Source organism: Paenibacillus phoenicis (assembly GCF_034718895.1).
In the GTDB taxonomy this organism is placed as follows: Bacteria; Bacillota; Bacilli; order Paenibacillales; family Paenibacillaceae; genus Fontibacillus; species Fontibacillus phoenicis.
Map to the genome: position 1 here is coordinate 262,327 of NZ_JAYERP010000001.1, position 22,005 is coordinate 284,331.

At 54.3% G+C, this 22,005-nt stretch carries 19 protein-coding genes; 13 read left to right on the top strand and 6 right to left on the bottom strand.

Annotation, left to right across the window (positions count from 1 at the left end; translation table 11 throughout):
- Positions 1 to 47: 47 nt before the first annotated feature.
- Both U9M73_RS01110 and U9M73_RS01115 read right to left on the bottom strand, forming a co-directional pair.
- A complete protein-coding gene (locus U9M73_RS01110) occupies positions 48 to 2,534 on the bottom strand; it encodes an alpha/beta hydrolase family protein (RefSeq protein ID WP_323075979.1) in 2,487 nt (828 codons plus the stop codon).
- 187 nt (positions 2,535 to 2,721) lie between these two features.
- A complete protein-coding gene (locus tag U9M73_RS01115) occupies positions 2,722 to 4,074 on the bottom strand; it encodes an amino acid permease (protein WP_260069880.1) in 1,353 nt (450 codons plus the stop codon).
- A 211-nt stretch (positions 4,075 to 4,285) separates the two neighbouring features.
- On the opposite strand from U9M73_RS01115, the gene U9M73_RS01120 reads away from it, so the two are divergent.
- From U9M73_RS01120 to U9M73_RS01145, 6 genes are all read left to right on the top strand, one after another.
- Complete coding sequence (locus U9M73_RS01120; RefSeq protein ID WP_397376577.1) at positions 4,286 to 5,266, top strand: ABC transporter permease; 981 nt, start codon at positions 4,286 to 4,288, stop codon at positions 5,264 to 5,266.
- Positions 5,267 to 5,285: 19 nt separating this feature from the next.
- Positions 5,286 to 6,179 carry a carbohydrate ABC transporter permease gene (locus tag U9M73_RS01125; protein WP_009226451.1) on the top strand — a complete coding sequence of 298 codons (894 nt, stop codon included), beginning with the start codon at positions 5,286 to 5,288 and terminating at the stop codon, positions 6,177 to 6,179.
- Positions 6,180 to 6,261: 82 nt separating this feature from the next.
- Positions 6,262 to 7,953 carry an extracellular solute-binding protein gene (locus U9M73_RS01130; RefSeq protein WP_009226452.1) on the top strand — a complete coding sequence of 564 codons (1,692 nt, stop codon included), beginning with the start codon at positions 6,262 to 6,264 and terminating at the stop codon, positions 7,951 to 7,953.
- Positions 7,954 to 8,134: 181 nt separating this feature from the next.
- Positions 8,135 to 8,965, top strand: coding sequence for a response regulator transcription factor (locus U9M73_RS01135; protein ID WP_323075981.1), 831 nt, complete (start codon positions 8,135 to 8,137; stop codon positions 8,963 to 8,965).
- 10 nt (positions 8,966 to 8,975) lie between these two features.
- Positions 8,976 to 10,790 carry a cache domain-containing sensor histidine kinase gene (locus tag U9M73_RS01140; protein WP_323075982.1) on the top strand — a complete coding sequence of 605 codons (1,815 nt, stop codon included), beginning with the start codon at positions 8,976 to 8,978 and terminating at the stop codon, positions 10,788 to 10,790.
- A gap of 71 nt (positions 10,791 to 10,861) precedes the next feature.
- The gene (locus U9M73_RS01145; protein ID WP_323075983.1) at positions 10,862 to 12,112 is read left to right on the top strand and encodes an MDR family MFS transporter; all 1,251 of its coding nucleotides are present in this window, start codon (positions 10,862 to 10,864) and stop codon (positions 12,110 to 12,112) included.
- 321 nt (positions 12,113 to 12,433) lie between these two features.
- On the opposite strand, the gene U9M73_RS01150 is transcribed toward U9M73_RS01145, so the two are convergent.
- Positions 12,434 to 12,991 carry a hypothetical protein gene (locus tag U9M73_RS01150; RefSeq protein ID WP_323075985.1) on the bottom strand — a complete coding sequence of 186 codons (558 nt, stop codon included), beginning with the start codon at positions 12,989 to 12,991 and terminating at the stop codon, positions 12,434 to 12,436.
- Positions 12,992 to 13,112: 121 nt separating this feature from the next.
- Here U9M73_RS01150 and U9M73_RS01155 point away from each other — a divergent pair, with 121 nt between their 5' ends.
- From U9M73_RS01155 to U9M73_RS01180, 6 genes are all read left to right on the top strand, one after another.
- Positions 13,113 to 13,712, top strand: coding sequence for a TetR/AcrR family transcriptional regulator (locus U9M73_RS01155; protein WP_323075986.1), 600 nt, complete (start codon positions 13,113 to 13,115; stop codon positions 13,710 to 13,712).
- Between the two features lie 143 nt (positions 13,713 to 13,855).
- Positions 13,856 to 14,977: a LolA family protein gene (locus tag U9M73_RS01160; protein ID WP_036646261.1), complete on the top strand. Its 1,122-nt coding sequence runs from the start codon at positions 13,856 to 13,858 to the stop codon at positions 14,975 to 14,977.
- 209 nt (positions 14,978 to 15,186) lie between these two features.
- Complete coding sequence (gene alr, locus U9M73_RS01165) at positions 15,187 to 16,368, top strand: alanine racemase (RefSeq protein WP_323075988.1); 1,182 nt, start codon at positions 15,187 to 15,189, stop codon at positions 16,366 to 16,368.
- 247 nt (positions 16,369 to 16,615) lie between these two features.
- Entirely contained in the window at positions 16,616 to 16,897 is a 282-nt protein-coding gene (locus U9M73_RS01170) for a CopG family ribbon-helix-helix protein (protein ID WP_016313120.1), read from the top strand.
- Between the two features lie 3 nt (positions 16,898 to 16,900).
- Complete coding sequence (locus U9M73_RS01175) at positions 16,901 to 17,251, top strand: type II toxin-antitoxin system PemK/MazF family toxin (protein ID WP_009226461.1); 351 nt, start codon at positions 16,901 to 16,903, stop codon at positions 17,249 to 17,251.
- Positions 17,252 to 17,424: 173 nt separating this feature from the next.
- A complete protein-coding gene (locus U9M73_RS01180; protein WP_009226462.1) occupies positions 17,425 to 17,712 on the top strand; it encodes a hypothetical protein in 288 nt (95 codons plus the stop codon).
- 313 nt (positions 17,713 to 18,025) lie between these two features.
- Here U9M73_RS01180 and U9M73_RS01185 read toward each other — a convergent pair whose 3' ends face one another.
- The 3 genes from U9M73_RS01185 to U9M73_RS01195 are packed head-to-tail and all read right to left on the bottom strand — an operon-like array spanning position 18,026 to position 21,284.
- A complete protein-coding gene (locus U9M73_RS01185; RefSeq protein WP_323075994.1) occupies positions 18,026 to 19,198 on the bottom strand; it encodes an ABC transporter permease in 1,173 nt (390 codons plus the stop codon).
- Positions 19,195 to 19,896 (bottom strand): ABC transporter ATP-binding protein, encoded by a 702-nt coding sequence (locus tag U9M73_RS01190; RefSeq protein ID WP_009226464.1) that lies wholly within the window; start codon positions 19,894 to 19,896, stop codon positions 19,195 to 19,197. The genes U9M73_RS01185 and U9M73_RS01190 overlap by 4 nt, the downstream gene beginning before the upstream one ends.
- A complete protein-coding gene (locus tag U9M73_RS01195; protein WP_323075995.1) occupies positions 19,896 to 21,284 on the bottom strand; it encodes an efflux RND transporter periplasmic adaptor subunit in 1,389 nt (462 codons plus the stop codon). The genes U9M73_RS01190 and U9M73_RS01195 overlap by 1 nt, the downstream gene beginning before the upstream one ends.
- Positions 21,285 to 21,513: 229 nt before the next feature.
- Here U9M73_RS01195 and U9M73_RS01200 point away from each other — a divergent pair, with 229 nt between their 5' ends.
- Positions 21,514 to 21,867, top strand: coding sequence for a DUF4190 domain-containing protein (locus U9M73_RS01200; RefSeq protein ID WP_036646263.1), 354 nt, complete (start codon positions 21,514 to 21,516; stop codon positions 21,865 to 21,867).
- Positions 21,868 to 22,005: the final 138 nt, after the last annotated feature.

A 22,005-nucleotide genomic window follows, 5' to 3' on the forward strand; every position in this document is an offset into this window, starting at 1 on the left:
CACGCTGTCATTGCGCAGCGCGGGGAATAAGCGTTTTTTTTGGCGTATCAATAGACTCCGATGTCATCCAGCATCAGCTTGGCGGCGCCGCCGCTGAGAAGGAAGGTCAGCCGCTGGATTCCGGTGTCCGGATTGAAGCTGGGGTTGGCGGCCGCAAAGTCTGCCAAAGCTAGACGATACGTCTGATATACCGCTTCCGTCGGATGCTTGTATTTGCCGCCCGACAGGTGGCGCTCCAGCCAGGGGTGGATCGTAAACGAGGTGACGGGCAGCGGTTCGACCTCCATAAACCTCGTGAGCGGCAGACGGACGGAGGTACCGTTGCCGTCGGTAAGCTCTACCTCAACTGTGACGGAACCCGCAGCCAAAGCCGCATCGGGCGTATTGTCATCCTGCAGCTCGAAGCTGCGGTCCGTGAGCGAAAAGGCGAGCTCCTCCAGCTGGCCGCTGGACGGGAGGGGAGCACCTTGCTCCCAGCTTAACGTATAAGTGGACGGCTCATTGCCGCTAGGCTTACGCTCCAGCACGATTCCCCGGGACGGCTTGGTGCCGTTTTGCCGGTTCTTTGCCTCTTCCTCCTTCCAGGTGAGGTTGCTGCCCGCTGCTTTCCCTCCCCCGGGGAGACTCAACCGGTTCAAATCTTCATCGTAGCGGGCCCAAGCGGTAAATGTGCTGCGCTCGAACCGGTTGTAATATGCGGTGTCCGGGAGCCAGGCTAAGCCCGTGCGGTAATCCTGCAGCAGCGGGAGATAGCGGCCGAGCTTGGCGCTGGTGTTCGTTACCGAAGCGGAGCCGGACACAGCGTGGAGAGTGGTTGTTGCTCCGTTATTCCCCGCTCCCGCACCATGCAGCGTCTCCTCAAAGAAAGCCGAGATGTACACCTTCGCGATGCTCCGTTGTTCGGAAGGCGACAGCATCCCGTTCCGGCTGAGCAGGATGCCCTTCGGATAACTGACGTCCCGACCGCCCCAGCTGCTATTGAACTGGCTATGGTTGGCGTCTCCGATGTACAGCGAGGCTTTGAACCGATCTTTGCCTGACGAAAAACTTGTGCGCATGTACTGGCGGTCGCCTTCGAAGTCGCTGACGTCGCCATCCCGCGCGCCTTGCAGTGTCAAATAGCTGACATCCTTAAGCTGTGTGTATTTTCCGTCCACCTTTTTGTCGGTGGGGGCGATGGCGGCAACGGCTTGGATCTTGTAGTCCTCTAAGCTCGACATGAGCTCCGCGTCGTCCGCGAACCAATCCTTGTAACCCGCGGCCATCGCTACTGCTTGCCCGCCGCGGGAATGACCAACCAGTCCGATGCGGGTAAAGTCGATTTTTTCGTATAACGGATTATCCGGTTCTGCGGCAAATGTGCCGATCTGTTGCAAATGCTTCAGCAAAATCCAAGCTCGAACCTTCATATCGTTATCGGGAATTCCCGTCCATAGAGAGTAATTCAAGAAATTCTCATCGACGGATACGGCGGTGAATCCACGGCTGGCCAGCAGCTCTCCAAGATAAGCGTATCCGTCATCGGAGAAATCCTCCATCAGGTGGTTGCCGTGAACGATCAGCACGAGCGGGTAGCGGGTTTGGCTTTCGTCAGTGCTGTCCCCCGGGGCAGCACTTTCCTCCTCCGCTGCGACGGGCATCCAGACTCTTCCGTTCAGCGGAAGTGCCCGCTGATTAAATCCCCAATAGGCGGTCCGGTAGACGGACCACTTTTTAATATAGGCGGAGGCATCCACCGTTTCGGAGGTGATGTCGACCGCTTCCCCGTATTCGGGCTGCCAAGCGTCGTTCCCGCTGCCGTAGGTGAAGGTCGACACCTCATACGGCCCGGGTTCGGCGGGGCTGTCCAGCAGATCGGCCAAGCTTGGCACGGCCGCTGAACCGACGGCGGCGTCGCTGCTTGCGCCATCGCGCGCCTTGTCATCTTCGGCTTCGCCGGCTTTCCATATCCCGGCGCTTTGCACGCCTTGATAGGCCGGTACGGCGGAGCCGCCCCCTGGTCCCGCCGCGAACGGCCAGATCGCGGCGGCGGCCACCAGCAGCGCCGCCATCAGGGCGGCTGCCGCTTTATGGCGCAGCCGCAGCCTCCGGCTGGCGAGCGCCCCATAAAGCAGCCCGGCGGCGATTCCCGCCAGGCTGATCACCGCGGCCACGACCGCAGCCGCGGGCATCGCTACTTCGTTATAGTAGAAAATAACGAAGGCTGCGGCAAAATCGAACAGGACCGCCCCCGTAAACAGGCGGGGGATCGGCACGCCGATCAAAGCCAGCAGCAGCGCGGCGGTGTGGGCGGTCAGGTACAGGCCCAGCGTTCCCGCGAGCAGGAACAGCAGCAGGTCGACAGGTCTCCCCAACCCGGTCGGCATGCCCAGCGCCAGCAGGCCAAACGCGAACATGCCGGCCCCCCAGGGGCCGGCAATGGCGGATCGCCAAAAGGCGGTATCGTATCGGTAAGCATTCCGGATGCGGCGAGCGATCCGGTAACGCAGCGTCGGCTTGCTCATCAAAAGTTCAGTAACCACCTGAAGTTCCATGGCTTCCCCCAAAATCGTAGTCTCTCCTCTTCCCTTATTGTAACATGGGCCAAGGACCGGGAGAAACAGGGGAATACAGGGGCCGACCCAGCTGACCGAACGGGATAATCATGTAAAAGCGTCTGCTGCAGCACCATCAGCCGGCTGAGTCAGCGGGATAATCCCGTAAAAGCCAGCTCCAACACCTCTACCGACTCTGGCCGGGGCGCGGGCGGAAACGGACCCACGACCAGACGATCAGCAGGAGCAGCACGGCCAGGCAGGTCCCGATACTGATGCGGTTCTGCGCGTCGAACAAGAACAGCAGCGCAATGACAACGAGGCTGATCACGGTCAGCACCGTAATATACGGGAAGCCCCAGACTTTAAAGCTAGGTGCCGCCGGATAACGCTGGCGCAGCTTTAACTGGGACAAGCAGATGGTGATCCAGACGAGCAGCACGACAAAGCCGGGTACCGCCATCAATAGACGGAACAAGCCTGCCTGATTAAAGACGGCCAACATGGAGCCGAGGATCAGAACAACCCCGCAAAGAATTAAGCTGTTGACCGGAACGCCCTTGGCGGAGATCCGCGCCAGCTTCGCCGGGGCTTCCCCGCCGGCGGCCATCGAGTGGAGCATCCGGGTCGCGCCATAGATGCCGGAATTGGCAGCGGACAAGACCGCCGTAATCAGAATGAAGTTCATCAGATGCGCCGCCCCCTGCAAACCAACCGAGGACAGCACCTGCACGAACGGGCTGGTCTGCTCACTGAGACTGTTCCACGGTATCAGCCCGCAAATGATCAGAATCGGTAACGTGTAAAACAGCACCACGCGCAAAATAAAGCTTTTGACCACCCGAGGCAACACTTTTTCCGCATCCTTGGCCTCCGACAAGGTCAGTCCGATCAGCTCGGAGCCGCCGTAGGAGAACATGACGACCAGCAGCGCCGAGAAGATTGCCGTCCATCCGTTCGGGAACAAGCCGCCGTAATCCCGGTAATTGTGCGGGAACGGAGCGCTCGCCCCAGGGATCAGGCCAAACAGCATGGCCGCGCCCAGGAGAATAAAGACAATGATCATCGCGATTTTAATCCCGGCCAGCCAAAACTCAAACTCGCCGTAACCGGCTACGCTCATTCGATTGATGGCCAAGATAAAGGCGGCACTGGCTAGGCTAAGCACCCAGAGCGGCACGTCCGGCAACCAGAACTGCAGGAAACTGCCGGCGGCAATCACCTCAATGACGCATACGGCCAGCCACATGAAGCAGTACATCCACCCCAGAATGAAGGAGATGCGCTCGCCAAACGCCTCCCGGATGAAGTCCTTCATGTTGCGGCCAGGATACACTGTCGCCATCTCGGCAATAGCGCCCATGACGACCAGCAGCAGCAATCCGGCAAAGGCATAAGAAAAAATCACGCCAGGCCCGGCCAGGCTGACGGTCTCGGAGCTCCCTTTGAAGATCCCGGTGCCGATAACGCCGCCCATGGCCATGAAGCTGATGTGGCGGGGCAGCAATTTTTTCTGCAAAGTTGAGGAATCGGATTTCACGTAAATAAAGCCCCCTAAATCTGAGTTGTATCCATTGGAAGTTGGATAAGCAATACGGACTTTATCTTACACTAATTCGCCCGCGGGAGGAAATGAAATCATACCCGGTTGATTAGTATCACATTTCGTTGATTGGTCAGATAGGCAAGGGCCCGGCGGCCAATATACAATAACTTTCAAGATCAAAAAAGCGTAAAGGGGAGAAGCGTTTATGGCCCGATTATCCACGGATCGGGAAATGCAACCCGAACCCGCCATGCCGCACATGCCTTATAAAAGAAGGAAGAGCGGGATCGAGCGTTTTTTTCGGCAAATCGACCTGCAGTTGATGGTTCTCCCGGCGCTTGCCCTCATCTTCGTGTTTAGTTATATCCCGATGTATGGTGTCTTGATCGCCTTTCAGGACTACAAGATCGGGCACAGCTTTACGGGAAGTCCGTGGGTGGGCTGGAAGCATTTTGCTTACTTCTTTAACTCCCCGGATTTTTACACGGTTATGCGTAATACGATCGTCATCAGCCTGCTGAAGTTTGTCATCGGGTTTCCGGCGCCGATTCTGCTGGCTTTAATGCTCAACGAAGTGCGGAAAATGGTGTTCAAGCGAGTCGTTCAGACGATTACGTATTTACCGCATTTTATGTCCTGGGTCATTCTCGGCGGCTTGGTCGCTTCGCTGCTCGCCACGGATAACGGCAGCTTAAACATGCTGCTGGAACGGCTGAATCTGATTCAGGAGCCGATTAATTTTCTGTCGCTCCCGGAATACTTCTGGACCATTCTGATCACGACCAACGTCTGGAAGGAAATCGGCTTTGGCTCGATCGTCTACCTGGCGGCGATCGCCGGGGTGGATCCCCATACGTATGAGGCCGCTTCGATTGACGGGGCCAGCCGTTTTAAGCAGATTTATTTGATAACGCTTCCATCGATTATGCCGGTGATTTCGATTTTTATGATTCTGGCCATCGGCAATTTGCTGAGCGCCGGCTTCGAGGATATCCTCGTGTTGGCCGTGAACCCGGCGCTGCGCGATGTATCCGACGTCATCGATACGTACGTGATCCGGGTCGGGATCAACAATTACCGCTATTCCTACGCTACCTCCGTCGGGTTGTTTAAAGCGGTTGTAAGTGTCGGACTGTTGACCCTCGCTAACTATGTAGCCCGCCGATCCGGCAACAGCTTATGGTAATCAGGAGGAGGTGCTCGCGATGTATAGCAGCAGAGGCGACCGGGTCATGGTTGCTTTCATCTACGTCTTCTTAACCATTTTTTCCCTCTCCACGTTATATCCGTTCCTGAATGCCATTGCGATCTCGCTAAACGAGGGGCTGGATACCGCAAAAGGCGGAATTACCCTCTGGCCGCGCGCCTTCACCCTGGAAAATTACGAGGTCGTCTTCCAGGATGAACGGCTGATGTCGGGCTTCATCATCTCCGTCCTTCGGACCGTCGTCGGAACGGTCAGCGCCATCTTGGCCACGGCGATCTTCGCTTATGGGATGACCAAGCGCGAGCTGATGGGGCGTAAGGTTTACATGCTGATGTGTATTTTTACGATGTATTTTTCCGGCGGATTGATTCCAACGTTTCTGCTGATCCGTAATCTGGGGATGTTTAACTCCTTCTGGGTTTATATCATTCCTTCGCTTATCGGGGTCTGGAACATGATCATCTTCCGTACCTTCTTCCAGGGGCTGCCCCAAGGGCTGGAGGAATCGGCCAAAATCGACGGCTGCGGCAATTGGGGCACCTTGTTCCGCATCGTGCTGCCGCTGTCGGGACCGGTTATCGCAACGTTGTCGCTGTTTACCGCGGTTGGGCATTGGAACGAGTGGTTCATCGCCAGCATCTACATTTCGAAGGAGGAGCTGCTGCCGATTCAGACCATTCTGAAGCAGATTCTCGCGTCCAACATCGTCTCCGAGCAGACAGCTAACCTGGATGCAGCGGCGCAAGCCCATATGGCGCAGGCCAAAACCGTCACCAGCAAATCGCTGTCGATGGCCACCATGATGGTCGCAACGATCCCGATCGTCCTGGTGTATCCGTTTGTGCAGAAGTATTTTGTCAAAGGGGTGCTGGTCGGGTCTTTGAAGGAGTAGTCGAAAGTACTGCAGGCGGCGTTTAAGGCAGAAGGCTCTGCTTTGAACATAAAAATGAAAGTCGAAAGGGGATAACAGTCGTATGAAAAAGCGGGGAACACGGTTAAGCCAACTGTTGATCATCATCATGGCGATTGCCGTCATCCTGGCCGGATGCTCCGGCGGCGGGGGCAACAGCGCGAGTGGCGGTAATCCTGCCGAAGCGCCGAAGGAGAACGGCAGCAATGCGGAGACGAACCAGGCGGAGTCTGCGGAACCGCAGCTTTTCGAGCTGGGGAAGGAGCCGCTGGAATTCACGCTTTACGGCAACTATGACTGGTACACCATGCCCAAATGGGGCGCCGACGAAACGACAGCTTGGGTGAAAGAGAACAAGAAGGTGAACATCACAGAAATTCCAAACGGCGGAAATACGGTGCAAAAGCTAAACACGATGATTGCCTCCGGCGATCTGCCGGACGTCATTTGGGGGGAGCGGGGTGCGGACGTCGAACGGCTGCGCGAAGCAGGCTTGCTGGTGCCATTGGACGATTATATCGAGAAGTATCCGAATTTGAAAAAATGGCTGGATCCGAAGGCAATGAACATGCTGCGATCCCCTGACGGCAAGCTGTATCAATTCCCGAACTGGTACACGAACCGTCCGAACGGCAATGCCGGATGGGTGGTCAACAAGAAGATTTATAAAGAGCTCGGTTCGCCTAAACTGGAAACAACCGATGATTTGTATGCTTACCTGAAGCTGGTGAAGGAGAAATATCCGGACGTCATCCCGCTGGAGACGGATTTGGCCAGCGAAGGTCACGGTCTTGATCAGATTTACTCCGCGTTTAAGGAGAACAATTTAAGTTTTCCGCGTTATTTTGCCGTACCCAACGGGGATAAAATGACTTCGATTTACAAGGACGAACCGTTCCGGGAATCGGTGGTCTACGCGGCGAAGCTGTTCCGCGAGAAGTTGATGACGCAGGACGCCATGACGCAGACCAGAGACCAGGTGCAGGAAAAGCTGATGAACGGCCGGGTGGCGGTGTACACTTCCTCCAATCCGACCTTGTATGCGATGCAGGCCCACGCAGCCTTGACCCAAAAGGATCCGGACGCCGGATATTTCATGATCTGGCCGATTCACAAGGAAGGGCTGGACAAAAACAAAATTTATCCCGGCACTTATAACATGCTCGGTTGGAACGCAGCGGTCATTACGACCAGCGCCAAGAATCCGGAAGCGATCTTCGCTTTCTTGGATTGGTGGACCGGTCCTGAGGGGATGACCCTGCAGATGTGGGGGGTTGAAGGCGAGTTCTGGCAAGGACGGGAAGCGGACGGCATCACGCCGAAGTTCACGGAGAAATATACGAAGGAAAAAGAAAAGCTCGCCGATTATCAAGCGAAGATGGACCCGTTGATGTGGGTTGGCAATACCGTGTACGTTGACGATATTAAAGGGAGATTCGAAGCAACGCTGCCGGAGAGCGAACGGAACTGGTCAACCTATTGGCAGTACGAAATTACATGGAAAACGCAGGGCGACGCTACGGAATTCATCAATTTGTTCCCGCTGCCGGATACCGAGGAGGGCATCACCTTCCAAAGCGGCAAGGACATTTGGCAGAAAGCGAGAGCGCAAGCGCTGTATGCGAAGACGGACGAGGAAGCGTTGGCGATCCTCGACAAAGCGCATGAGGACACGATGGCCATTGGGTTCGAGAAGCTGCTGGATTACTATACTCAGCGCTGGCATGAGAATTTGAAGATGATCCAAGGCAATTAACCGAGACAGGCAAGCTATTTGGCAAGGGGGCCCGATTCATTAGGCTCCCTTTTCCTGTAGCGCAGGGCGGGGAGGATTAGAGGATTTTCTCCGTTCTCAACGAACAGGGAGGCCGGGTATACTTAGGGGAAACGGAGCTGAAACCGAACTTCCGCAAGGAAAAAAGGGGGCTGACACGATCGTGTACAAGGTACTGCTTGCTGATGACGAGCATCTTGACCTGGAGGGCATGAGGACGTTTATTCCCTGGTCCGAGCTGGGGATGGAGGTGGTGGGCGCCGTTAGCAACGGCTTCTCGGCCTGCGAGCTGATGGAACGGCAGGCGATCGACATTCTGGTCACGGACGTCAATATGCCGCATATGTCCGGGCTGGAGCTGGCACGCCAGGCGATGGACCGGAAGCCGGACGTCCGCGTCGTGTTTGTCAGCGGACACCAGGATTTTCATTATGTGAAGCAGGCGCTCTCGCTCAAAGCCTGCAGCTATGTGCTGAAGCCGATGGACGACGACGAGTTGGTCGCCTCGCTCCGGCAAATTACGCTGGAGCTGGAACATGAAGCGAATCGGAAGCGGACGGAGGAGCAGTATCTGAAAATGATGCAGGCGTTGCAAGCGCAAGGCGTTGAGAAGCTGGAGGACGAGCAGGAGCGGCAAGCTGCGGCGCGGTTGACCGAGGCGCGCCCTGCGCCGGGTTGCAGCCGGCTGATCCGGGAAATCATCGCGACGATGCAGGCGCGCCTCCACGAGAATCTCACCTTAAAGAACATCGCTCAGCAATTCGCCTTTTCGCCGAACTATCTAGGGCATCTTTTTAAGGAGGAAACCGGCCAAGGCTTCAGCGAAATGCTGACTGAACTGCGAATGGAACGGGCACGTAAGCTGCTCAAAGACCCGAAGGTGAAAATTTACGAGGTCGCCGGTCAAGTAGGTTACCGCTATATCCCTTACTTTAGCCGGCAATTTAAGGAGACCTTCGGGATGACGCCGATGGAATTCCGCAAACGGGAGTGAGGCCGACTTGATGAAAATCCACCGCGTGACGCCGCCCCGAGCGCTGCGTTACCTTCCGTTTGGCTACAAGCTGATGTTGACCTACCTCGTATTTATTTTGATTCCGGTGCTGGCGATCGGCTATTTTTCCCATTCTCTCTATCAGGAATCCATACGCAATCAAACCCGCAGTAATATCCAGGGGACGCTGCTGCAAATCCGGGACAACGTCGAATACAAACTGGCGGATGTCGAGCGCGTCTCCTCGATGCTCTATCACGATTACATGTTGATCACGCAGCTGCGCAGCTATGAGGAGGGCTGGAGCAGTTATGAACGGACGACGATGGTGCTTCAGCCCAAGCTGCATATTGCGATGAATGCGACCGGTCTGAAGCTCGCCATGTACGTTTTTCTGGAGAATGATACGCTGCCCGAGATTTATCACGGTTCCTTTGTGAATGAGAATCCGGATGCGCTTGAAGGCAACTATAATATCTATCATTTAAGCAGGCTTCAGGATAAAGCGTGGTACATAGATTTTCCTGAGGAGCGATACGGAGAGACGCTCGTTTGGCGAAAGGTGGAGAAGGACCGGGAACAGGGCAGAATCTCGCTGCTGCGCCGGTTGGTCGACAGCAACAAGCCGCTGGATTTGCGGGAAATCGGCTTCTTGCGGCTCAGCGTTCGGATCGGCGAGCTGTTCGGGGCGCTGGATTACCGCAAAATCGGCGAAGGCAGCCAGTTGCTCATCCAGGATGGGACGGGGGAGACGTTATACGAGTCCGGTGGGTTTGCAGCATCCTCTGGAACAACCGAGTATTTGACGATCCAAGAGGAGCTTGAAGGCCCAGGATGGGTGCTGACGGCCCGGGTTCCGCTTACGATCATGGAACGGGACTCGGCGAAGGTGCGCTGGTTTGTGATCTTGATCTGCCTGTTGTGCCTGATTGTGTTTACGTTTGCCGGCATGTTTATCTCCCGTTATTTCTCGATCCGGGTGACGAAAATCGTCTCGGTCTTAAACGCCTTCCGTGAGGGGGATTTGCATAAACGGATGCGCTATCGGGGGAAAGACGAGTTCTCGCAGATCGCTTCCGCCCTGAATGAGATGGGGCACAATATCAAGCAGTTGATTGAGCAGGTCTATCTGACCCGGCTTGAGAAAAAAGAGGCCGAGCTGGAGACGCTGCAGGCGCAGATTAATCCGCATTTCCTCTATAATACGTTGTCCTCGATCAGCCGGCTGGCCAAATTCGGGGAGATTGACAAGCTGCAGCGCATGGTGCTGGATTTGGCGAAGTTTTACCGCTTGTCGCTCAGCGATGGACGCACGATCATCCCGATCCATAGCGAGCTGGCGCAGGCCGAAGCTTATATTAACATTCAGCGTACGAAGTTCGGAGAGGCGGTGTCCTTCGACTTTGAGGTTGATCCTGCCATCCTGTCTTTGGCTACGGTGAAGCTTGTGTTGCAGCCGTTTATCGAGAATGCGCTGGAGCATGCCTGGTTTGGCGACCCGATCCACGTTCGGATTCAAGGATATACGGAAGGGCGGGAGGTGTGCTTCAAGATTATCGACGACGGGATTGGCATGACGCAGGAACGGCAGCGGCAAGTGTTCAACCCGGCCCCCGGAGCAGATGGCGGCTTTGGCATTCGGAATGTCCATAGCCGCATTCAACTGCATTTTGGGTCGGAGTACGGGGTGAAGCTGTATAGCCGCCCCGGCATCGGCACGACGGTGCTGATCCGGTTCCCGGCCGTCCCTGCCGGTGGAGAAACGCCGGGCTCCTCCCGAACCTCTGCCAAAACGTCAAGCATTAGTCCTTCTGACAAGTCTTGACAACTATTGGATTCGCGGTTTTAATAGGGAGATAGTTTTGAACATCTTGTGAACAAAGAAGGCGAAACCAAATGAACGCACAACTCAAGAGCATTCATCCCTTGTCGTGGACCATTATTATTGGGACGATTTTTGGACGTATGGCTTCGTCCATGAGTATTCCGTTCTTATCTATTTACTTGATCAAATCGCTGGGAGCATCTCCCTCCGAAACCGGGATCGTCATTGCGGTCAGTTCGCTGATTGGGGTGTTCGCCAGCTTCTATGGCGGCTACATCTCGGACGTCATCGGACGCAAGCGGGTACTGTACATTTCGATCTTCGGTTGGGTGCTGGTGTTTATCGGCTTTGGGCTGGCGAATCAAGTGTGGCTTTTCTTTATCATGAACGCCCTAAACGGATTATGCCGGGCGCTGTTCGAGCCAACCTCCCGGGCGCTGCTGGCCGATATCACCCCGCAGGAAAGCAAAATGCTGGTATTTAATTTGCGTTACGCCGCGATCAATCTCGGCGTTGTAATTGGGCCGATCCTTGGATTGCAAGTGGGTGCTTCCGAGACGGGACTGGCCTTCTATTTCGCGGGTCTCGTGTATTTGGTGTACGGGTTGGTTCTGGTCTTCCAGTTTATGCTGCACAAGGAAATCGGGATCGCGGGTCATGGAGCAGGCGAGCGTTTGACGTTGAAGGGCGCCATGCAGGTGACCGGCAGGGACCGCACCTTTTTGTACGTGCTGATAGGCATGATTTTCTGCGTGCTCGGGTACGGCCATTTCAGCTCAACGCTGGCACAGTACCTGGAGATGACGCCGGGCATCCAGGACGGGGCCACGCTGTTTGGTTACATGCTGTCGCTGAACGCCATTGTTGTGTTGGCGGTGCAGTTCCCGATCGTCAAGTTTGCCGGTCGCTTCTCGCCGATTGTGCCGCTGGTTGCGGGCAATCTCTTCGTGTCCGGCAGCCTGCTGCTGTTCGGCTCGGTGCATGCGGTCTGGGCGTTCCTGGTGGGCGTAGTGATCTTTACGATCGGCGAAGTGCTGATGTTTACGATGACGGACGTGCTGGTTGACCGGATTGCTCCTGCCTCGCTGCGCGGGACCTATTTCGGCATGTTTGGCTTCAACCAATTAGGCAACGTGCTCGCACCGCTGGTGGGCGGTTTCCTGTTGGATGCCTTTGGCGCCCTGCAGTCTCTGCTCATCTTTGGGATCATCGCGCTGACGACCGCTTGCGGCGTGCCGTTCCTGCTGCTGGCGAAGCGTCACTTGACCGCAAAGGAAGCGGCGGTTGGGAAGGCGGAGGCGCAGGCGGGAGTGCCTAGCTGATCAGCTGATAAGGGGAGCCTCTTGCCTTTTGAAGTCTGGCAGAGGGTCTGGCAGAGGATCAGGATCGCCGGACGGGATCGACTAACTGGATTTTCTACCGTTATTTTTGGGCATTTTGGGGGAGCGGAGTAATTTAACTGGAAATCCTACTGTTAATTTGCCGGAATCGTCGCTTACAGGCGGTTTCGGGCAAAATTAACGTCAGGATTTCCAGTTAATTTGAACACATCGGGTGTATTTAAAGAAATTAACGGTACTTTTTACAGGTAAGCGTGATATGGGGATGACAAGTACATACCACGACAAAACGGATCGGGCGATTCAAGCCCGGTCCGTTTTATGTTTCGGCTGCTTGGGCCAGATGAACGCGGAGATCATAATGAGACCATCGATGACGAACACGATACTCCAAACTCGCAGGATCCCGCCCAGCGCTTCGGTCCGACTCGGATCGTTGATGAAGGTGATCATGCCAAAGAGCAGTGCTCCGCCAATCAGGAAAGAGAGGGCATGGCGCAGAAATCCCTTCAGCTCGTGCTTGGCATACTCCAGGCCATAACGTTTGGGCGGTCTAGCGTCCTTCTCCCCGACGAACAGATAACGGTACCAACGATCGGCCCAATCGATCATGCTCTTGCCGAAAGCGATCGAGACCCCGATATATACGGCGGCGATTCCATGGGCTGTCGTTGCTACGGCACCGTTATACAGGTCCACCCCGGTGAGGACGAACAGCAGCAGATCGATCACCGGCGTTAAGGCCAGCAAAGCCATCCCCAGCTTTGGTCGCTTTAGTCCATAACGAACGGATAATCCTGCAAGAATCACGATCCAAAAGGCGATCTCACAGGCCACAATCATCCAGGCGATAAAGTTCATAATGACCTCCAGTAACAGATGAAATGTAAAAAGGTTGAGTGTATTGTAACATCCTGTTTCAATTAATACAACTGTACTAAATAAATTGTGTGATCCGCCCTGGAGGTGCTAAACTAGAGGCATGCCAAAACTAGTAGATCATGAACAAAGAAAACAGATTATAGCCGAAGCAACCTGGCGGGTGATTTTGAAGCAGGGGATGGAAGGGGCCACCGTTCGCAATATCGCTAAGGAGGCGGGGCTTTCACCGGGGGCGTTGCGCCATGATTTCAACTCGCAGGAGGAGCTGCTGTGCTATGCGATGAACCTGGTGAAGGAGAGAGCGACGGAACGAATTATCGAAATCTCCGCGTTGGATCTGCCGCCGCTGGAGAAGGTGCTGAGGATTTTGCAGGAGGTCGTGCCGACCCGTGAGGAGACCCGGGCGGAAGCGGAGGTGTGGATGGCGTTCACAGCCTATTTCAGGCATAAGCCGGGGAAATTTGATGCGCGCCATGACGGGTTGTACGACTTGATGCAGCGGTTGATCACCACCATGGATCAGCATGGTTTGCTGCAAGCCGGGCTGGATCGGGAGATGGAAACGGTGCGGCTGCACGCGTTGATCGACGGCATCACCTTACATGCCTTGCTTGATCCCTTACGGGTGGATCCAGACAAAATCAACCGCGTTCTGAAGGCTCATCTAGACTCGATTACGAATGCAGCCAAGGATGAATAGCCTGCAATAGCCTACAACCGCAACGGGTTGCCCCGAATCCGGTAACTTGTCTTTTCCCGAGCAGGGCTAGTCTGCATAATCGGCCAAGTTCCCTCATAGACATGTATCAGTTTAGGAAATCAAACTGCAGAGGGGATGATCTCATGCGCCGTTTCACGTGGATGCTGACCATCGTGATAGCCTTAAGCTTCGTGCTGGCTGCATGCGGGAAAAAGGACGCCGACGGCGTCGTCAAGGATTTGGACAAATTGGTTGCCCAGTTGGAGAGTTATCAGGGCTCCGGCACGATGACGCTTTATACGGGTGACAAGCCTCAGGAGTACAAGGTGGAGGTCTGGTACCAAAATCCGTCGTTCTACCGGATCGCGCTCACCAATGCTCAAAAGGACGTTACGCAAATCGTGCTCCGCAACGAACAAGGCGTATTCGTACTGACGCCAAGCCTGAACAAGAGCTTCCGCTTCCAAAGCGACTGGCCGGAGAACCAAGGTCAAGTGTATCTGTATCAAACGCTGGCTCGCAGTATCTTAAGCGACAGCTCGCGGCAATTTGAAAGCGACAAGGATAGCTACATCTTCGATGTTGCGGCTAATTACAACACCCATGCCTTAGTCCGGCAAAAAATCTGGCTGGCCAAGGACAACTATGCGCCGAAGCAAGTTCAGGTATCCGATGCCGAAGCGAAAGTTGTTGTCGAAGTGAAATTCGATAAATTCGACTTTGGCACCAAGTTCGACAAGAACTCGTTTGACATGCAGCATAACCTCGATACAGCTGCCCAGAATTCCCAAGGCACGTTGCTGGAAGTTGACGAGAACGGCATGCTTGTGGAGAAGACGCCAACCGATGAGGCAGCGGGCGCAAACGGCGATGCAGCAACCGATGAAGCCAGTGGCAACACATCTTCGGCTGCACCGGCGTTGACGGAACCCTTTGGCGTAATTATCCCAACATATTTGCCGGATGGGGTCTTGTACCAGGATGACAAAGCCGTGGAAGGTACCGATCGTACGACTGTACTGCTGCGGTATGACGGTACATATCAATTTACGCTGACGGAGACGCGTTCGCCGGACCGCACTGCATCGCTCGTACCGGGTGAATTCATCGATATGGGCTTTACGTGGGGGCTGCTGACCGGCGATACTCTGCGGACACTCACCTGGACAGTGGACGGATTGGAATTCCGGATTACGAGCGAGAATCTGCCGGTGACCGAAATGGTCAAAATTGCCGCTTCGATGCAGGACCAAACCGGTAAGTAACACAAGGAACAGGCGGATTGCGGCTGTGCCGGAGGGGAGGAGCGTTCCCCAGGCCCCGTGGATTCGCCTCTTTCTTCTATAAGGGTGTATTAAGCGCCTCCTCAGGAATTGGGTTCTTTTGCAGAATTGACAGCCGCATTCATGAACATTACCATTAGGATATTGCTCAGATATTTGAACTCTCAATCTTTGGAGAAGGTGACCCGAAAGTGCAAGTGATGTATCGACCAACCCATGCGGAAATTGATTTGGACGCGCTGCGCAGCAATTTCGAAGAATTGCGGAGAAGACAACCGAAGGACATGAAAATGCTGGCATGTGTAAAAGCTAACGCGTATGGGCATGGTGCTGTACCTGTGGCGAAGGAGTTGGAACAGATCGGCGCGGATTATCTCAGCGTCGCCTTTCTGGACGAAGCGCTGGAGCTTCGGAAAGCCGGCATTCAGCTGCCGATTCTCGTGCTAGGATATACGCCGCCACACGGGGTTCGCACCGCTTGGGAGCATGATGTCACGCTAAATGTCTTCAGCAACGAAGTGCTGGAGGCGATTGAAGCGCTGAATCCTGCTGAATTCCCGCATAAGCTGAAAGTCCATATCAAGATCGATTCCGGCATGGGCCGCGTCGGACTGCTGCCTGGAGATGAGGCGGTCGCCTTCGTACGCAAGGCTATGCAAGTGCCGCATGTGGAAGTAGAAGGCTTGTTCACCCACTATGCCACGGCGGACGAGGAAGACAAAAGCTATACATTGGAACAATATCGCCGGTTTCAGGGCGTGGTGGAAGCGCTGCGGGAGCATAATATTCGCATCCCGATCATACATACGGGAAATAGCGCAATCGCCATTGATATGCCGGAACTGTCGGTGCAAATGGTCCGCATTGGCATCGCACTGTACGGCTTGTATCCATCCGACGAGGTGAGACGCGATCAAGTGAAGCTCACCCCGGTTCTCTCGCTGAAAACGGAAACGGTACGGGTGAAGACGTTGCCTGCCCATTCCGCCATTAGTTATGGAGCGAGATACATCACCGAGCAGGAAGAGCGGATTGCCACGCTTCCGATCGGGTATGCCGACGGATATTCACGGATGTTAAACGGCAAGGCGCAGGTACTAATACGCGGCCGCCGTGTCCCTGTAACAGGCGTCATATGCATGGACCAATGTATGGTATCGCTTCAAGCTTTGGCTGAGGAAGCCGAAGAAATTCAAGCCGGCGAAGAGGTTGTGCTCATCGGCCGGCAAGCCGGCGAGGAAATTACCGCCGGGGAGCTGGCTTCCGCCATGGGAACGATCCATTACGAGTTGATTTGCATGCTGGCCCACCGAGTGCCCCGGGTATACAAACGAAAGGGCGAATCGGTCTTATTGCTGAACCCGCTGCTGTGACGGAATTGGCGCAGCAGACAAAATTCAACAAAACTGTCCCTGCGTGAAGGAATTTATGCCAGGTCTATCGAATACTAAACATGGAAATGATCAGGTATGTACGGCACCACTGTTTTTGTTTATAATGAAATGCAGCATACTTGATATACGCTCGGCATATATTTCTTTTGTATAAATTTCCTTGAATAATGCTATACTGATTATCAGGAAACAGGGGCGAGTAGGTTTTGGGGGTGGAAGTTTTAAGATGGCTAATATGCACAACACCAAAAGAATCATGATCAGTTTGCCGGATCAGCTATTGCAGGAAGTTGATGGAATCGTGGCGATGGAGAACTCCAATCGCAGCGAGTTGATCAGGCAGGCCATGAAGCTGTATCTGAACGAGCGGAAGAAACGTTTCATCCGCGAATCGATGCAGCGCGGCTATATGGAGATGGCCAAAATTAATTTGTCCATGGCCTCCGAAGCGTTCCATGCGGAAGAAGATGCAGACATCACTCTGGACCGCCTAGTAAGCGGGGTGTAAACATTGATCGTAAAGCGCGGCGACGTTTTTTTTGCAGATCTCTCCCCTGTGGTAGGTTCTGAGCAGGGCGGGGTCAGACCGGTGCTTATCATCCAGAATGATATCGGAAACCGATTTAGCCCAACGGCCATTGTTGCTGCTATTACGGCACAAATCCAAAAGGCGAAATTGCCGACCCATGTTGAGATTGACGCGGCAACTCACGGATTTGACCGGGATTCCGTCATCTTGCTGGAGCAAATTCGAACGATCGATAAACAAAGACTAACGGATAAAATTACGCATTTGGATGAGGAGACGATGAAGAAAGTGAACGATTCGCTGCTCATCAGTCTCGGTTTAATTGATTTTTGAACATTTATCACTCATGTGTGCGTTTTTAGAATGACTTTTTACGCTCCGGACGTTGTTCCGGGGCGTTGTTTATTATGCGATAAAATTCATAAAGGATCTTATAATTTTCCTATTTGTCGCGAGGGCAATTCGAGTACGATGAGAGTAATCACGGATAAAGGAGAGGTTGCCGTTTGAGCGCTCAATATGAAATCTATGACGATCCCTTCAAAATGTTGATTTTGCTGGCGACGTTCGTGGCCGAGCAGCAAGGCAGCGAGCTGGATTACGAGAACATCGTGCCCTTCGAGAACGACAAATTTTCACTGACGAACGGCCGGTTCCTGTACAAAAAAGATCAGGTCGAGATCACCTGGTACCAGTTCCTTGGACGCGATATCCATTGCAATAAGGATCTGACCCGCCAGGAATACAACCGGATGTTCGTCGATTGCATGGCATCGGTTTACGGAGTGAGCTAGGCTAGCGAAACGAGCAAAAGTGCAAGCGCAAGGGAGTTCCTTGGCGGCTTGCACTTTTTTATTGTTGCTTGGACGGTTGGGTGGTAGGGGGCAGTCTGGTAAGGTGGTGCGGCTCGGCTCGGCGGAATGTATTCGATTTTTCATATAGAATTGTGTTGATTTCGGGGATTAGGGCGGATTCTATTCGATTTTTCATATAAAAAAACGGATTCCGGCACCCGCAGGGCACATTCTGTATGAAATTTCATATATAATTCGCTAAAACCGGTGAATCTGGTGAATTGTATTCGATTTTTCGAACACAATGGTTGACTTAATCGGTCCGCAGCGCGTAAATCGGGCGCAGCTTGGCTGCCTTGTTCGCTGGAATCATCCCAAAGATGATGCCGATGAACAAGGAGAAGCCAAAGGCGATCAGGACGATCGGGAGCGATACGGTGGTCGTTAGCGACGAATAGTGGCCGATCAACGCGCTGGCGCCGTAGCCCAGCCCGATGCCAATCAAGCCGCCGAAGCCGCTAAGTGCCGTCGATTCGACCATGAATTGCATCAGGATGTCACGCTTTTTGGCCCCGATCGCTTTGCGAACGCCGATTTCCCGGGTGCGCTCGCTGACGGAGACGAGCATGATGTTCATGATCCCAATGCCGCCGACGAGCAGCGAAATGCCGGCAATGCCGCCGAGCGCCAGCGACAGTATTTGGGTTGTCGAATTTAGCGTGTCCAGCATCTCCTGGGAGTTAAAGATACTGTAGGCGTTGTCGGCATTTTGGAACTTTTTATCCAAGGTAGCTTCCAGCAACGCTTTGACGGTTTCAATCTGCTTGGTGTCCTCAACCTGTACCGTAATCGAACGCACACCGCGGCTTTGCAGAAAGCGCTCGGCCGTAGCGATTGGGATCAGCAGCTTATTATCGTTGGAGGCGGTCAGGCTGGAACCTTTCGATTCCAACAAGCCAACGATTTTGAAGCTGCTGCCGTTAAGCTGAATCGTTTGTCCAATCGGGTTATCTGTGCCAAAAAAAGTCTCGGCAGCTTCGGTCCCGATCAACGTCACCTTCATGCGGAACTCATTGTCCATGTCGATGATGTAACGTCCGGCTTGGACGTGGAAATCCTGGACCTCCTCGTAGGAAGGCGCGATGCCTTCTACCGAAAGACTGTCATTTACCGTTCCTTTCTTGGCCGTTACAGAGCCGTTGATCACGGGGGATACGGCCTTCACCCCTTCGATCTTCCCCAGAGCCATCGCTTCCTCAAAGGAGAGTGAGGTGGAGCTGCCCCGGCCCATGATGTTCACCGTAAGCAGGTCGGTTCCCAAGCCTTCGAGTTGGTCCGTAATCTGCGATGTGGTGCCTTGCCCCACAGATACGAGCGTAATCACCGAGGAGACGCCGATAATGATGCCTAGCATCGTAAGAAAAGAGCGGATCTTCGCTCCGGCGATGCTTTTCCAGGCCATTTTGATGCTTTGCAGAAGATTCATGCCCGGTTCCCCCGATCTTCAACAATTCGTCCGTCCTGGATTCGGATGACCCGTTTGGCTTGCTCAGCGATGGACAGATCGTGGGTGATAATAATGATCGTGTGGCCGAGTGCATTCAGTTCCTTCATCTTATCCATCACTTCGATGCCGGTCTTGCTGTCCAGCGCGCCGGTCGGTTCGTCCGCGAGCAGGAGCGGCGGGGAGCCGGCGATTGCACGGGCGATGGCCACCCGCTGCTGCTGCCCGCCTGACAACTCGGAAGGACGATGGTGCATCCGGTCTTCCAAACCAACGAGACGGAGCGACTCTTCGACTGATTTTTTTCGCTCCTTGTGCGGGACGTTGCGGTAGATGAGCGGCAGCTCAACATTTTCGTAGGCGGTTAATTTGGGCAACAGATTAAACTGTTGAAAAATAAACCCAATCTTCTCATTGCGAATCGTGGCCAGCTTGTTATCGGACAGCTTGCGTATGTCCTGCCCGTCAAGCAAATACGTCCCTTCGTTGGCGACGTCCAGACAGCCCAGCATGTTCATCAGTGTCGACTTCCCGGAGCCGGACGGGCCGATGATGGCGACGAATTCGCCATGCCGGACCTGAAAGCTGATATCGCTGAGCACGGTCATCATCTCTCCGGCCATACGGTAGCCGTGTCCGAGGTTCTGCACGTCGATCAGTGGGGGAGATATTGCCGCCATTATCGGCCACCTCCGCCGCTGAACCCGCCTCTTCCGGATGGAGCCGCACCGCCCCCGCCAGGAGCGGCGCCTCCGGCTCCGCCAAATCCGGCACTGCCTCCGCCGAACCCTCCCTGCATTCTCATTTGCTGTTGGGTGGAGGAACTCGAAAAGTTGCTGATGATCGTCGGGATCACAACCTCCTGGCCTTCGGTTAGTCCGCTGACAATCTCGATATATGATTCGTTATGCACGCCAACCTCAACGACCTGGATACGGCCGTTCATGCCGCTGGTGCCTCCGGCAGCACCAGCTGCGGCATCGGGCTGTGCAGTGCGGCCTGTGCTGGGCGTGCTGCCTTCGGCCGGTGCGCTGCCCGTGGTCGGCGCACTGTCAGCGGCCGGTGCGCTGCCTGTAGCCGGCCCGCTGCCCGACCCTTGCGGACTGGCTGCGCCACCTGCCGCACTTGTTCCGTCGCTCCCCGTTTCGGGCAGCATGACGAAATACCGGCCGGCCCGCTGCTGAACCGCCTCGATCGGCAGGGTTAAGATATCCTTTTTCTCCTCGGTGATGATCGTTGCTTCCGCTGACATGCCTACCCGCACGCCTTCAGAATTGTTCAGGGCGATCGTGACATCAAATAACGACACACCGCCCGAGGCAACCCCTTCATTCGCGATGTCAGAGACAACACCTTCAAAAGTCTGATCCGGAAAAGCGTCAACTTGAACGTTCGCCTTCATGCCCTTTGTGACGCTGGGGATATCCAGCTCGTCAACCTGAATTTTGACGCTGAGCTTCTGGTAATCGTTAATGACAAACAGCTCGCTTCCGCTTTTAGCCTGTTCCCCGGCGGTGATGTTGACTGCGGTGACCGTGCCGTCAATCGGGGAGGTTAACGGATCGGGAGGAACCATTGCCTCCTGCAGCTTAGCGATTTCCGCTTCCGTATTGCTGATGTTTAGCTCTTGCTTGGCAATTGATTTTTTCGTGGCGTTTAGTGTTTGCTCGTCGGCGCCTTCTTGCACTTGACGTTTAAACTGATTTTGCAAATCAACCAGGTCCAGTTTCTGCATTTCCAGGGAGGATTGCTGTTCCTTGATGTTGTCGGTATTATCCGTGCCCTCAAATGTCAGCAGCACCTGGCCTTCTTCCACGACGTCTCCCGTCTTTACAAGAACTTCGCTTACTTTCCCCTCGTCCTTCGTACGTACGCTTTCGCTCTCGGTTGAGACGATCGTACCTGATCCGGACACGCTAACGGTAATGTCGCCCTTGCTGACCCGGGTCGTATTCTGAACGGGCGCCGCCGTCTGATTCTGCTTGTCCGGCAGCTTTAGAACAAGGATGAGGGCAATGGCGATCAGAACCAAGGCTCCGCCCCCAATCCACAACCATTTCTTCTTCATCGAATCCCTCCAACGATGATGTATTCTACCGGCAGACGGCAGTGCTTGTACCGGTTCTCTGCAAATCAAAACCATTTTAGAAGATGAAGATGAGGCGAACCTTAAGTGAAGCTGAAAGTTTTCTGAATGATTTTTCATAAAAAGACCAATTCACGGGAAATAGCCATGGCGCCATTCACAACGATCAAGTACAATGGATGTAACATATTTTGGGGAGGACTTTTTTTTCATGGATCAACGTCCGTCTGAAACATCTTATTCGTATTCCACGTTTAACCAATTTCCGCCGCCACCACCGCCGACGCCGCCCAAAACAAACGGCAAATCCATCGCATCGTTGGTGCTGGGCATTCTCTCGATCGTCATTCCGTATGTCGGCTTTATTTTGGGGATCGTTGCGATTGTGTTCGCCAGCTTGTCGTTTAAGGAGATCAAACGGAAGGGCGAGCAGGGCAAGGGACTTAGCATCGCGGGTCTCGTTTGCGGTATCATCGGTACGGCACTGTACGGTATCATTATTGTGATTGCCATTATTGCGGTATTGGTCTTTGCTTCATCGCCAGACATCTACGGCACGTTTTAAAGAACTGAATGAAAGCACCGTTGCCTTGGGCGCGGTGTTTTTTTTTCGTCAACTCTGACTTCGATGGGTTTGGACATGCTGGAAAAGGCGCGCAAAGTTTGTGATAATAGAAACAATCGCAATTTTTAGAATGAAAGA